This window comes from Anaerococcus vaginimassiliensis (assembly GCF_900626155.1).
GTDB lineage: Bacteria > Bacillota > Clostridia > Tissierellales > Peptoniphilaceae > Anaerococcus > Anaerococcus vaginimassiliensis.
Genome location: NZ_LR130844.1, coordinates 1,500,529 through 1,514,186 on the forward strand (window position 1 = coordinate 1,500,529; position 13,658 = coordinate 1,514,186).

At 30.6% G+C, this 13,658-nt stretch carries 12 protein-coding genes; all 12 read right to left on the reverse strand.

Annotated elements, in window-relative coordinates:
• Positions 1-33 precede the first annotated feature (33 nt).
• Genes E0D87_RS07300 through E0D87_RS07355 form a run of 12 tightly spaced genes read right to left on the reverse strand, consistent with a single transcriptional unit; the run spans position 34 to position 13,644 of the window.
• Positions 34-384: a type II toxin-antitoxin system PemK/MazF family toxin gene (locus E0D87_RS07300; protein WP_130819944.1), complete on the reverse strand. Its 351-nt coding sequence runs from the start codon at positions 382-384 to the stop codon at positions 34-36.
• Complete coding sequence (gene alr, locus E0D87_RS07305; RefSeq protein ID WP_130819945.1) at positions 374-1,495, reverse strand: alanine racemase; 1,122 nt, start codon at positions 1,493-1,495, stop codon at positions 374-376. Before alr ends, E0D87_RS07300 begins: the two co-directional genes overlap by 11 nt.
• Positions 1,496-1,497: 2 nt before the next feature.
• On the reverse strand, positions 1,498-2,676 hold the full coding sequence (locus E0D87_RS07310) for an NAD(P)H-hydrate dehydratase (RefSeq protein WP_130819946.1): 1,179 nt from the start codon (positions 2,674-2,676) through the stop codon (positions 1,498-1,500).
• On the reverse strand, positions 2,676-3,941 hold the full coding sequence (locus tag E0D87_RS07315) for an amidohydrolase (RefSeq protein ID WP_130819947.1): 1,266 nt from the start codon (positions 3,939-3,941) through the stop codon (positions 2,676-2,678). The genes E0D87_RS07310 and E0D87_RS07315 overlap by 1 nt, the downstream gene beginning before the upstream one ends.
• Before the next feature lie 35 nt (positions 3,942-3,976).
• Entirely contained in the window at positions 3,977-5,395 is a 1,419-nt protein-coding gene (gatB, locus tag E0D87_RS07320) for an Asp-tRNA(Asn)/Glu-tRNA(Gln) amidotransferase subunit GatB (RefSeq protein WP_130819948.1), read from the reverse strand.
• Positions 5,385-6,797, reverse strand: coding sequence for an Asp-tRNA(Asn)/Glu-tRNA(Gln) amidotransferase subunit GatA (gene gatA, locus E0D87_RS07325; RefSeq protein ID WP_130819949.1), 1,413 nt, complete (start codon positions 6,795-6,797; stop codon positions 5,385-5,387). Before gatA ends, gatB begins: the two co-directional genes overlap by 11 nt.
• Positions 6,798-6,805: 8 nt before the next feature.
• Positions 6,806-7,084, reverse strand: coding sequence for an Asp-tRNA(Asn)/Glu-tRNA(Gln) amidotransferase subunit GatC (gene gatC, locus E0D87_RS07330; protein ID WP_130819950.1), 279 nt, complete (start codon positions 7,082-7,084; stop codon positions 6,806-6,808).
• Positions 7,077-9,086, reverse strand: a complete 2,010-nt coding sequence (ligA, locus tag E0D87_RS07335) for an NAD-dependent DNA ligase LigA (protein WP_130819951.1) — start codon at positions 9,084-9,086, stop codon at positions 7,077-7,079. Before ligA ends, gatC begins: the two co-directional genes overlap by 8 nt.
• A 2-nt stretch (positions 9,087-9,088) precedes the next feature.
• Positions 9,089-11,284: an ATP-dependent helicase gene (locus E0D87_RS07340; protein ID WP_130819952.1), complete on the reverse strand. Its 2,196-nt coding sequence runs from the start codon at positions 11,282-11,284 to the stop codon at positions 9,089-9,091.
• Positions 11,285-11,342: 58 nt separating this feature from the next.
• On the reverse strand, positions 11,343-11,663 hold the full coding sequence (locus tag E0D87_RS07345; RefSeq protein WP_130819953.1) for a YerC/YecD family TrpR-related protein: 321 nt from the start codon (positions 11,661-11,663) through the stop codon (positions 11,343-11,345).
• Entirely contained in the window at positions 11,660-12,316 is a 657-nt protein-coding gene (locus E0D87_RS07350; RefSeq protein WP_130819954.1) for a type 1 glutamine amidotransferase, read from the reverse strand. Before E0D87_RS07350 ends, E0D87_RS07345 begins: the two co-directional genes overlap by 4 nt.
• Complete coding sequence (locus tag E0D87_RS07355; protein ID WP_130819955.1) at positions 12,313-13,644, reverse strand: Mur ligase family protein; 1,332 nt, start codon at positions 13,642-13,644, stop codon at positions 12,313-12,315. The genes E0D87_RS07350 and E0D87_RS07355 overlap by 4 nt, the downstream gene beginning before the upstream one ends.
• Between the last annotated feature and the right edge of the window lie 14 nt (positions 13,645-13,658).

Consider the following 13,658-nt stretch of genomic DNA (forward strand, 5'->3'; position numbering starts at 1 on the left):
AACAACATAGAAAGTCTTTTTTATATGTAATCTTTAATTAACTACTAAATCTAAGGATATCGCCATAGCTTCATCAATTTTTACCATAACATCGTGATTAAAACTACCGATTTTTTCCCTAAGTCTCTTTTTATCTATAGTCCTTAGTTGCTCCATCAAAGCTACACTATTTTTAGGCAATCCAAATTCATTACCCTTAAGTTTTACATGAGTAGGAAGTTTAGCCTTATTTAATTGGCTAGTTACTGGTGCAACTATAATTGTAGGAGAGTATTTATTACCTACATTATTTTGGACAATTATTACAGGTCTTACTCCCCCTTGTTCACTTCCAACAACAGGAGATAAATCGGCATAAAACAGATCCCCCCTTTTAATCTTCATAAATTTCTCCTATGTAATCATCTACTTTAACAACTTTTCCATCTTTCTTGTAAACTCTTTCTAATCTAATATCAAATGATGTCATCAATTCATAAGCGATCGTATCAATCTTATTAGCTTCTTTATAAATATCAGAATATATTTCAACTTCATCGCCAATTTTACATTCGATATTACTTACATCAATCATCATTTGGTCCATACATACTCTGCCACAAACTCTTGCATTTTCTCCATTTACAAGAACTTCTCCTATATTAGAAAATGCTCTAAAGTAACCATCTGCATATCCTATAGGAACTGTGGCAATTTTCATGTCTTTTTCAGTATAGAAAGTTCTACCGTAACTAATAGGCGTTCCTTTTTTAACATCTTTTACAAAAGCAATCCTTGACATAAATCTAAACACTTTATCAAGATCAATTCTGGAAGTATCTTTTAAATAATCAGATGGATATATTCCATACATAGAAATTCCAAGTCTAATCATATCTGACTTTACATCAAAACTAATACCAGCTGCGGAATTTGCTATATGGACATTTTCAATGTTTAACTCATCTTTTACCTTAGATATCGTCTCTTCAAATAACTTTGTTTGTAACTTAGAAAAAGATGTATCTTCTTCATCAGCAGTTGCATAATGAGTAAAAGCACCTCTAATTCTAATATTTTTTAAGTTATTTAGAGATAAAATTTTCTGAGTTTCATAAGTCCTAAATCCCAAACGGGTATGACCTGTATCAATAGCTAAATGTCCGTTAAGTTTTTTATTCAAAGCCTTATCAATTTCAAATGTATAATCCATGTCAAATATACAGATATCTATATCATATTCAGCACATTCTATAGCTTCTTCTAAGCTAACGTATCCTAATATTAAAATAGGTTTTTTTATGCCTGATAGTCTCAATGCTTTAGCTTCAGAATATCTAGCAACTGCAAAATATGAGACATAATCTTCTATGTATGTAGCAATTGGCGCTGCTCCCAGTCCATAAGCATTTGCCTTAACAACTGCACAAATTGGTGTTTGGTTATTCATGCTTTTAACTTTTTCTATATTGTTTATAATTTTGTCAATATCTATTTCGATATAATTAGTTAACATATTTACCTCAAAAGTTTTGTAGCCTCATATAAATTATTTACTATATCTGATGCTATTAACGAGTCTTCACTCAACTTATAGGATGCAATATCTCCAGCTAGTGAATGTATGTAAACACCTAAACATGATGCATCATACGGATCTAATCTTTTTAAAAAGCTAGAAATAACTCCTGTTAAAACATCACCGCTGCCTGCTGTAGCCATGCCTGAATTTCCTATTTCATTTATATATACCCTATCACCATCTGTAACTATAGTTTTTTCTGATTTCAAAACTAAAATCACCTTATATTTTTTTGCAAACTTCTTAGCATAGTAGCATCTGTCCTTATTTATAGTTGAAATAGGTAAGCCTATTAGTCTTTCAAATTCCTTAAGATGCGGAGTTAGTACAATATTCTTATTATTATGTAAAATTTCCTTATTTAAGCTAATTGCATTTAATCCATCCGCATCTATAATTATTTTACCACTAAATCTATTTAAAATGCTAGATATAAATAAATTTAGTGAATTATCTCTCCCCATTCCTGGTCCTATAGCTAAAACATCCTTGCCTGCTAAATACTTATAAATATTAGCTAAATCTAATTCATTAAAGGTAAAATTAGGTGAATTTACAGGAAGAATTATTTGCTCATTACACTTTATTTGAAGAATTGTACTTATTGACTTAGGGCATATTATATAAACAAGTCCTGCTCCTGATCGTAATGCCGCTAAGGATGAAAGATAGACAGAACCACTCATTCCTTCACTACCACCTAGTATTGCAATTCTACCATAATCGCCCTTATGGCTATTACTATCTCTTTTAGGCATCATTTGTTTAAACTTATTATCTGAAATTAAATTATGATTTTGTCTGTTACAAACAGCAATGGCAAAATTTCCATCGTGGCTTATACTTATATCTTCGCTTAAAAATAAACCATCTAGGTATAAAGCGGGTTTATTTTTAGAATGTTTTATTTCTATTCTATTTTTTATTATATAAGATAAAGATAAACCGCAGGCTTTAATAGCTGCTTCTTTAGCTGCATATATCCCAGCTAGAGTTTGGAAATAATTACTTTTTTTTTCAGCATAAGTAATTTCATCTGTAGAAAATACTCTTTTTATGAAATTTCGATCCTTAGCTTTCAGTCTTCTAACATCTAATATATCAATGCCTATCATTATCTATTCCTAAGATCACAAAAAGTATAATCGATGTTATTAACTAATTCTTTTTCATCTATATTTAAAAATTCACCATTTTCGTATACTATGTTTCCATTAATTATTACATTTTTAATATCACTTTCATAAGTAGAAAAACATATAGATGATAGTATTTCATTAGTAGGACTATGATTTATATTATTTATATCAATCATAATTAAATCTGCATTATAACCTTCTTTTACTAGTCCTACTTTATCATCTATTCCTAAGGCGCAAGCTCCATTTATGGTTGCCATTTTAAGAATTTCAAAACATGATAAAGGCCTAGAAGAGAAAAGTTTTGATACTAAAATAGCATTTTCAATTTCTCTAAGCATAGACAACTTGTTATTGCTTGATGCAGAATCAGTACCTAGACATACATTTATTCCCTTATCAATTAACCTACTAACATCCAAAAATCCAGAAGATAATTTCAAATTGCTGTTAGGATTGTGTACTATGCTGACATTATTTTCTTTTATAATATCAAGGTCATCATCTGATAAATATATACCATGTGCTGCAATAGTTTTATTTTTAAATATACCAGATTTTTCAAATACTTTAGTTGGGCTCATTTTATATTTTTCATAACATTGGTCATTTTCTGTTTTAGTTTCAGAAAGATGTATATGTATTGGCAAATCATATTTTTGAGCATAATCTGATACTTTTTTTAGATAATCTATATCTGTGGTATATATTGCATGAGGTCCAAATCCTATGTCTATTAAATTATTACCTCTATATTTGTTTGCTAGCTCTAGGTTCTCCCTTATTTTTTCAAATCCTAGATCGGGTATAGATAAACCTCTTGATATTTGTGCTCTCATTCCTACATCAAGTGCTGCATTTACAGTTTCCTCACAGAAAAAGTACATATCAGCAAAAGTAGAAGTTCCTGATTTTATCATCTCAAGTATAGCTAGCTTTGAGGCATTGTACACATCGTTTGCTACTAATTTATCTTCCAATGGCCAAATATAATCATTGAGCCATGTCATCAGGTCTGTTTCAGGTCCATAGTTTCTAAATAATGTCATAGCTACATGAGTATGAGAGTTTATTAGGCCTGGCATTGTAATGTATCCTTCACCATCTATTATTTTATCAGCTGGAAAATCATCTAAGTAACCAATTTTATATATTTTATCGTCCTTTATATAAATATTAGTTGTAGTGATATTTTCATCTTCCATACTTAATAATTTTGTATTTTTTATTAATATCTTCATTTTTTAAAAAAAGAGAGTGGTGCAATCACCACTCCCTACTCTCCAATCTTCTCTCTTAATAGTTTATTAATTTCTTGTGGATTTCCTTTACCCTTAGTTTTCTTCATTGATTGACCTACTAAGAATCCAAAGGCTCTATCTTTACCTGCCTTGATGTCCTCAATTGATTCAGGATTTTCTTTTAAAACTTCTTCTACAATTTCTTCTAGATAAGATGAATCTGATATTTGAAGTAAGTTTCTTTCCTCAGATAACTTTTGAGGATCTTCATTTGTTTCATATATTTCTCTAAGTAGCTTTTTAGCGACATTATTATTTATTTTGTTGTCTTTAGCTAATATTATTAATTTAGCAAAATTCTCAGTAGACAAATTCATATCTGAAGGAGTTTGTTCAAACTCATTTAGTCTTCTTGATAGTTCAGATAAAATCCAATTTGCGCATGTATTTGGATCATCTACAATTCTATTAGTATCTTCGAAAAGTTTAGCAAGTTCTCTATCATTTGCTAGAAGATTTGAATCATATTGGCTAAGCTTTAGAGTATCGATGTATCTTTTCTCTTTATCTTTTGGTAGTTCAGGAAGATTTTTTCTTATATTTTCGATAAATTCATCGCTAAGTTCAATTAGAGGGATATCGCCATCAACTGAGAACCTATAGTCGTTACCCACTTCCTTATTTCTCATGTGAATTGTTTCAAGTTTTTCATCATCCCATCTTCTTGTTTCCTTAACTCCAAGATCTCCTTGTTTAAGTAAATTAACCTGTCTTTCAACTTCATAGCTTAGGGCATTTTCTATAGCTTTTATAGAGTTAATGTTTTTAATCTCAGCTATGGCAGTTCTTTCACCGTTATCAAGATTCTCTAAGTTTATATTTACATCAACACGCATTGATCCTTGTGCCATTATACAATCAGAAACACCTAAGAATCTTAATGTAGAAGCTAAAGTTTCTACGTATTCTCTAGCTTCGTCAGGAGATGATAAATCTGGTTCACTTACAATTTCAATCAAAGGTACACCCGATCTATTATAGTCCATTAGAGTTGCGTTTTTCTCATCATGATTAGATTTTCCAGTATCTTCTTCCATATGAATTTCAGCTATTCTAATCTTTTTGCCTGATTCTAGCTCTATAAACCCATTTGTAGCATATGGCTTATCAAATTGTGTTATCTGATATCCTTTTACAAGATCAGGATAAAAATATTTCTTTCTATCCATTTTTTGATCATTTCTAATATCACAATTAAAAGCTAAACCAGCCCTTACTGCAAGCTCTACTGCTTTTTCATTCATTTGTGGTAAAGCACCTGGATGACCTAAGCATACTGGACATACATTAGTGTTAGGAACGGCACCGAACTCATTTTTACAGGAGCAAAACATTTTTGTATCAGTGGCCATTTCCACGTGAATTTCTAATCCTATTATTGTTTTAGTTTTCATTTATACTCCTTAAAAATTTTTCACTTGCATTTAATAAATTATTATCCTCAAACCTATCTGCTATAAGCTGAACAGAACCAGAAAGCCCTTTTCTAACTGGTAATGATATTCCACACATACCTGCCAAATTAACTATTACATTAAATCCATCTGATCTAAAATCGCTCAAAGGATCATCATTAGCTTCACCAAGTTTTGGTGCAAGATTTGTTGTTGTTGGGGTAATGATAAAATCATATTCTTTAAATAGATCTTCTAATTCATTTCTTATTAGGCTTCTTATTTTTAGACCTTTTTTATATATTTTTTGATCATCGTTAGCGGATAAATACATAGTTCCAAGAGCTATTCTTCTTTGCACTTCTTCTCCAAGTCCCTCTGATCTAGATTTTACAAAAAGTTCCTCTACATTTTCATATTTATCTGCTTGGTATCCGAATCGTACTCCATCAAATCTACTCATGTTTGATGATACTTCTGAGCTCATAACTACATTATATACAGGATTTGCATATTTTGCGTATTCTAACTTAACTTCTTCTAACTCAGCACCTAGTTCTTTTAATTGATTTAGGGCTTTTTCATAGTCCTTTCCAACTGTATCCTCAATTCCCTTATATAAATTTGACGATGTATTTATATAACCAATTTTTTTACCTTTAAAATCATAATCTTCATATTTGTAATCATATTTTTCTAGAATAGATGTCATATCTTTAGGATCAGGTGATGAAGTTGTGTTTGCTAACACCCTTATATCTTCGATATTTTTAGCAAATAATGACACTTGGTCCAGAGTATTTGCCATAGATACTACTCCAGACCTACTCATAAGTGAGTAAGTAGGCTTATATCCGATTATATTGCAGTATGATGCAGGACATCTAACTGATCCACCTGTATCAGTTCCTAGTGAAATTAAAACATCATCTTTGGCAACAGCTACAGCTGAACCTGATGAAGATCCACCCGGTACTCTTGATTCATCAAGCGGGTTTTTTGTTGGACCAAAATATGAACTTTCGCCTCTACCACCCATTGCAAATTCGTCCATGTTTGATTTAGCTACAATTATAGCATCTTCTTTGATGAGATTTTCAACTACTGTAGCATTAAAAATAGGAGTAAAATCTTCTAACATTTTTGAAGCACAAGTCATCCTCATTTGATCGTAGGATATATTATCCTTAACTACAACAGGAATACCAAATAATTTTCCTAGTTTTTCTCCATTTTTTAGTTTTTGATCAAGTTCTCTAGCTTTATTTATAGCGCCATCACCATCAACGCTAATATAAGCATTCAAAGTATCAGCTTCTATTTTATCTATAGTAGATTTAATATGATCTTCTACACTTAAATTACCTTTTTTATATTCATCTATTAGATTTTCAATATTCATTATAGCTCCTACAATTTCCAATCAAGTCTAAAGTAACCAAATTCAGTATCTCTTGCATTTTCTAATGCTTTTTCACGACTTACTGAATCAATAGCCACATCTTTTCTAAAAACTGCTTTGTGGTTCGGTAGTATTTCAGTCATATTAACTTTATCAGTATCAACAATAAATATATCTTCGATGAAGTCAATAACAGTATTAAATTTTTTAGATATCACTTCCACATCTTTTCCATCAAGACTAAGATTAGAAAGTCTATATATTTTTTCTACTTCTTTGTTATCCATTTTTCTTCCCTTCTAATTTCTCTAAAAACTCGTAAAGTTTATCACCTTCGTATATTTCAATACCTAGATTAAGAGCCTTGTTCTTTTTTGATCCAGCCTTATCTCCACATAAAACATAGTCAGTATTCTTTGATACGGAGCCAGTAACTTTACCAGCATTTTTTTCAATTAGGTTTTTAATATCATCTCTCTTGTAATTTTCTATAGTTCCTGTAATTACAAAAGTCGTACCTTCTAAACCATTACTATTATTATCTTCTTTTGGATTAGAAATTTCTATACCTTTTTCTAATAAAATATCTATTGACCTTTTAATATTAGGATCATTAAAATATTCGATTATATTTTGAGCAGTGATTTCACCTATGTCTTCGACATCTACAAGCTCATCTTCCTTTGCTTGTCTAAGCCTATCAAAGCTCTTAAACTTATTTGCTAAATCTCTTGATGTTCTTTCTCCTACATTAGGTATACCGATAGCATATATAAAATTATGAAGGTCTACTTTTTTACTAGCTTCAATAGCATTTAAGAGATTCTTGGTTTTTTTATCGCCAAATCTATCGAGATTAATTAGCATATCGTAAGTCAAATCGTATATATCATCTATTTCATTTATATCTAAAGCATCCATCAATTGACTTATAGTCTTCTCAGATAGGCCCTCAATATCCATTGCATTTCTTGAAGCGAAGTGCTCCATTCTTGCAAGAAGTTGAGGTTTACAAGATATAGAATTGGGGCAAATTATATGAACATTTCCCTCAATAAGTTCGCTTCCACAGTATGGACAATGCTTTGGTTTTTCTATTTCTAAGGTTTCAGGTTGATTTTCATCAACAACTCCCAATATTTCAGGTATTACATCGTTAGATCTTCTAATAAATACCTTTGAACCAATCTTAACCTTTTTTCTTAATATGTCATCATAATTATTTAGGGTAGCTCTAGTAACCGTCACTCCTGAAAAGTCAACTGGTTCAAGAATTGCACTTGGAGTAACTTTTCCAGTCCTTCCAACATTCCATACAACTTCTTTAAGAGTAGTTGTGAATTCTTCCGCTTCATATTTATAAGCAATAGACCATCGCGGAAATTTGTTGGTAGTTCCAAGAACTTCTTGAGTTTTTTTGTCATTTATTTTTATAACAACTCCATCAGTTAAAATATCTAATGTCGTTCTTTCTTCTTTAATTCTTTCAAGTTCAGCTATTATTTCATCTAAATTGTTAACCTTTTTATGGTAAGGATGAGTTTGTAAACCTTGTTTTTTTAGAAATTCTAACATTTCTTCTTCACTTTTGAAGTCAAGATTATTTGTTGGGATTGAATAAAAATATGCTGTCAGATTTCTTTTTGCAGTTTCTTTTGGATTCAAATTTCTTAAAGCACCTGCTGCTGCATTTCTTGCATTTTTAAGTTGTACTTCATTGTTCTCATTATATTTTTTAAGCTCACTTAATGGCATAAGAGCTTCACCTTGGATTTCAAGTAAAGATTTTTCTTTTATTATCTTAGGTATTGATTTTATTGTATTTACTTGAGCTGATATTTCTTCTCCAACTGTTCCGTTGCCTCTAGTTGCAGCATTAACCAGAACGCCATCATCATAGGTTAGATTTACGGTCAACCCATCAAACTTATACTCCATTATAAATGTGAGCTCTTCCAGTTGTTTATCATGGCTATTATTGTAATCTATTCTTAATCTATTAGCTCTATTGATCCAATCCTCAAGTTTATCATATGTTTGAGCCTTATCTTGAGATAAAAGTTTTGTTATATGAAAATGCTTCTCAAACTTTTCTAAAACCTGTCCACCAACTTTTTGTGTAGGAGAATTTTCATTTATATAGCCACTCTTATCTTCTAGCTTAACTAGTCTATCATAAATCTCATCGTATTCACCATCTGAGACCAAGGGTTCATCCAAAGTATAATAATGATAATTTAGTCTATTAATTTCTTCGATTAGTTGATTGATTTCTTCTCTAATATCCATTTTTAAACCTTTTCTATTGGTGCATAGTCCTGATTTAGTTTCTTCAATCCTTTTTTATCAAAAGCAACAACAAGTTCATTACCCTTATCTTGTTCCTTTATTTGGACTATAGTCCCCATTCCCCACTTACTATGCCTAATCTTATCTCCAACTTGGAAATCACTGTCGCTAGCATCTGTTTTAACCAACTTTTTATTTAAAACTGACTGCCTTGTTTTCTCACGCATATAATCTTCAGCCATTGCTTTTTCATATTCTCTAGATGTATATCCATATGAGGAAGAATCTTCTTCAACGATAACTTTGTCGATTATTTCATATACAAATCTTGATGGCTTATAGAAAATAGGCTTGCCGTAATTTCTCCTAGACTTAGAACTTGTTAGAAAAAGTTTTTCTCTAGCTCTAGTTATTCCAACATAAAATAACCTTCTTTCTTCCTCTACATTTCCCTCGTCTATGCTTCTCTTTCCGGGAAATAGTCCTTCATCCAAGCCAACCACGAAAACTATAGGAAACTCCAAGCCCTTTGCTGCATGCATAGTCATTAGCGAAACAGAATTATCTTTATCTTCTGTCTTATCCAAATCAGATAGCAGGGATAAATTCTCCAAATAATCAAAAATAGTATCATCTGGATTTTCCTCTTCATACTCTGCTGCAGATGATATAAACTCATTGATGTTATCAATTCGAGACCTATCTTCGACAGAATATGAAGTTTCAAGCATTTTTAAATAGCCAGATTTATCCAAAACTTCATTTATTAAATCAACTATCTTATATTTCTCTATGTTGTCGAATATGTCCTTAAGTGGCATATAAAATTTATCAGCTAACTTCTTAAGTCTATCATTTAATAGAGGCCTAAACTCGTCTAATCTTATTAAATCAAGCATTGATATTTCATGTAAAGATGAAATACTCTCTAACTCTGCAATAGATTTATTACCTATACCTCTTTTAGGTTCATTTATAATTCTTTTTAAAGCTAAGTCATCTTTAGGATTAACTATTATTTTCAAGTATGAAACTAAATCTTTTATTTCTTTTCTGTCATAGAATTTTAGACCACCTATAACCTTATAGTTTATAAGATTTTTCATAAGAATTTCTTCAAATGACCTAGACTGAGCGTTTGTTCTATATAATATTGCAAAGTCTTTTGCGTCATACCCTTGATATGTCAATTCCTTAATATTATCCAAAACAAATTTGGCTTCTTCGCTTTCAACATTAGTTGTTCTATATATTGGCTTTGAACCATTTTTATTGTCCGTCCATAGATTTTTATCTTTTCTTTCACTGTTATTTTCTATAAGGACATTTGCTGTATCCAGTATTTTATCCGTAGATCTATAGTTTTGTTCAAGTTTTATTACATCCGCATCTTTAAAGTCTTTTTCAAAGTTCAAAATGTTTGATATATCAGCTCCTCTAAAACTGTAGATAGATTGGTCGGCATCGCCCACCACTGTTATATTATTATGAAAACCCGAAAAATATTTAATAAGCTCATATTGGCTATTATTCGTATCTTGATACTCATCAACAAAGACATACTGGAACTTTTCTTGGTAAAACTTTAGGGTTTCTATATCTTTTGAAAAAAGGTATAAGACCTTGTCTATCAAGTCGTCAAAATCAAGGGCATTATAATAAAACTTTTTTTCTTCATACTTCTTATATATTTCATAGTATGAATCGCCCTTTGTATAGTATGTATTTAATTGCAAAAACTCGTCCGGTGACATGGATTTATTTTTAGCTTGAGATATTACATTCAAAGCTTCTCTAGGTGTTATATCTTCATTTAATCCTAATTCATTTATAATTTCTTTTACTAATGTTTTTTGGTCACTAGAATCGTATATAGTAAAGTTTTTATCATATCCAATTTTATCTATATTCATCCTTAGAATTCTAGCGCATATAGAGTGAAAGGTACCTATCCATAGATGTGAAACATCCATATTTAACAAGTTAGAGATCCTTTCTTTCATCTCATTAGCAGCCTTATTAGTAAAGGTAATTGCTATGATATTTCTAGGATCTATATTTTTTTCTTCAATAAGATAGGCAATACTTGTAGTTAGAACCCTTGTTTTTCCTGATCCTGCTCCAGCAAGAACTAGTAAAGGTCCCTTATCATGAAGTACTGCCTTTTTTTGCATATTATTTAAACTATCTAACTTCATATTCCACATCCTTCCATCTATGACATTATACCACAAAAAATAAAAGAGTAAGTTGTACTCACTCTTTGTTTTTTTCTTCTTTTAGGTTTTTTTCTATTAGCTTCTCTAGTACAAGATCGTATCCATTTGCTCCATAGTTTAGTGATCTATTGACTCTAGAAATTGTGGCTGTCGAAGCACCAGTTTCTTCTTCTATTACACTATAAGTTTTTCTAATTTTTAAAAGTTTTGCAACATGTAATCTTTGAGCTATTGATTGAATTTCTCTAGCTGTACATATATCAGTAAAGAAATCGTAGCATTGCTCAACATCTTCTAACATTAATACTGCTTCAAATAATTCATCAATTTCATTATTTCTTAATTTATTTTCTTTCATTTACTTCTCCTCTTATTTACAATATCAAATAGACTTTCACACAAATTTTTATTTTTAGCTAGCAAAGGACCATGAAGGTATGTACCTATGGTATTTTTATAAATGAAGCCTTCACTTAAATCATTTCCATTGTTACCATTTCCTTCAACAACCTCTCCAAAAGGTTTTTGATTTTCAGATAGAAACGTTTGTCCTCCGTGATTTTCAAATCCAGTATATATTTCATTAGGATCTAAGCTAGATTTTATTTTAATATTGCCAGTAAACCTATTTTTATTTTCTTGATTTATTGTATAGTGGTCGAATATCTTTAGACCCTCTATTTTTTCGTTATGGGCATCATAATAATACTGTCCCAATAGCTGATAACCCCCACATATAGCTAATAATATACCATAATTTTCGATGTATTCTACTAAAGAATTTCTTTTTTTTATTAAATCCTTTTGTACGATACTTTGTTCATAATCTTGACCTCCACCAAAAAATACAAAATCATATTTTTGGGGGTCAAACTCATCACCAATACTTATAATATCCGTGTTAACTTCGTAGTTATTTTTTCTAGCTTCGTGGGAAAATGCCATAACATTTCCCACATCACCATACGTATTAAGTAAGTTTCCATATAAATGTGCTATATTAATGATCATGATAATTTAAGAACCTCTCTAAGTTTTAGCATAGCTGTATAAGTAGATAAAATATAAACTTCGTCACTTTTACAATTGTTTATTACATCAACAATATCTTTTTCATAATCAAATTCTTCTATATCTCCATCATATATCTCAGCTATTTCAAGTCTTCTTTTCATATCAAATGATCTTTTTCCAGATACATATATATCGGTAATATTCATATTTTTAAGCTTTTCGTAGTGTGAATCATATATCCAGCTTACATCAAGACCATCAGCATAGTTATCATTTAAAAGGCAAATAAGACTTACATTATTCTCGTTTAAGAGCATAAGTTCAATAATTTGGTTTAATCCTGCTGGATTTTTAACTAGATTTATTATCACATTCTTACCGGAAATATTAATATTTTCTTGCCTTCCAAAAACATTTTTCTGAGTCCTAAGACCGTCACTAATTTCCCTGTATGATAGACCTAGTTTTTTAGCAGTAGCAGCGGCTGCTAGCGCATTATATACGTTATAAAGCCCTCCGACATTAACCTCGTATTCTTCATCTCCAATCATGAATTTGGAATAATCACTTGATAGTTCAACAAGTCTATCAATGGTATAATCAATATCTTTAGATTTGAAGTCACAATGTGGACAAGAAAAATCTCCTAGGGAAGAATAATTAACAACCCTATATTTAAGAATACTATTACATTTAGGACATAGTATTCCATCAGAATTCATTTCAGCTTCTAGAGTATAATCCTCAACTATCTTATCCGTATCTCTGATAGCATAATAAGATGTATCATATTTATCCATTTGCTCATAAGCAAATATAGGAAGGTCACCATTCGCAATTATTTTGGCATCAGGTATTGTTTCCATTCCTTCCATGATTTTATCGAAAATATTATATATTTCTCCGAATCTATCCATTTGATCTCTGAAAATATTAGTAAATACTACATAATCAGCTTTTAAGAATTTGCCAATTCTGACTAAGTTAGCTTCATCTACTTCTAAGACAGCTACAGTTTCTTTGTTAGAAGGGTTATCTAATAGCGATGTTATTATACCTTGGACCATATTTGATCCAGAATCATTGGTATAGACATAGTCATAATGTTGTCTCAAGATATTTGTGAGAAAATGTGTAGTCATAGTCTTACCGTTTGTTCCTGTAACAAAAATAAACTTTGTATTTTGTGACAGCTCATCTAAAATATCCTTATCTAACTTGTAGGCTATATAGCCTGGAAGCGATGTAGCCTTATGATTTGTCAATCTCAATGTAGATCGTATTAATTTTGCTATATTTTTTACTATTTTACTTTTTAATCTCATAGTTTTACTATATA

What these genes read in the sequence shown, in the direction of transcription:
- gatA (WP_130819949.1), bottom strand. Translation starts at nt 6,797, where the DNA reads ATGAATATTGAAAATCTAATAGATGAATATAAAAAAGGTAATTTAAGT.
- E0D87_RS07315 (WP_130819947.1), bottom strand. Translation starts at nt 3,941, where the DNA reads ATGAAGATATTAATAAAAAATACAAAATTATTAAGTATGGAAGATGAA.
- E0D87_RS07340 (WP_130819952.1), bottom strand. Translation starts at nt 11,284, where the DNA reads ATGAAGTTAGATAGTTTAAATAATATGCAAAAAAAGGCAGTACTTCAT.
- gatC (WP_130819950.1), bottom strand. Translation starts at nt 7,084, where the DNA reads ATGGATAACAAAGAAGTAGAAAAAATATATAGACTTTCTAATCTTAGT.
- ligA (WP_130819951.1), bottom strand. Translation starts at nt 9,086, where the DNA reads ATGGATATTAGAGAAGAAATCAATCAACTAATCGAAGAAATTAATAGA.
- E0D87_RS07310 (WP_130819946.1), bottom strand. Translation starts at nt 2,676, where the DNA reads ATGATAGGCATTGATATATTAGATGTTAGAAGACTGAAAGCTAAGGAT.
- gatB (WP_130819948.1), bottom strand. Translation starts at nt 5,395, where the DNA reads ATGAAAACTAAAACAATAATAGGATTAGAAATTCACGTGGAAATGGCC.
- E0D87_RS07300 (WP_130819944.1), bottom strand. Translation starts at nt 384, where the DNA reads ATGAAGATTAAAAGGGGGGATCTGTTTTATGCCGATTTATCTCCTGTT.
- E0D87_RS07345 (WP_130819953.1), bottom strand. Translation starts at nt 11,663, where the DNA reads ATGAAAGAAAATAAATTAAGAAATAATGAAATTGATGAATTATTTGAA.
- E0D87_RS07350 (WP_130819954.1), bottom strand. Translation starts at nt 12,316, where the DNA reads ATGATCATTAATATAGCACATTTATATGGAAACTTACTTAATACGTAT.
- alr (WP_130819945.1), bottom strand. Translation starts at nt 1,495, where the DNA reads ATGTTAACTAATTATATCGAAATAGATATTGACAAAATTATAAACAAT.
- E0D87_RS07355 (WP_130819955.1), bottom strand. Translation starts at nt 13,644, where the DNA reads ATGAGATTAAAAAGTAAAATAGTAAAAAATATAGCAAAATTAATACGA.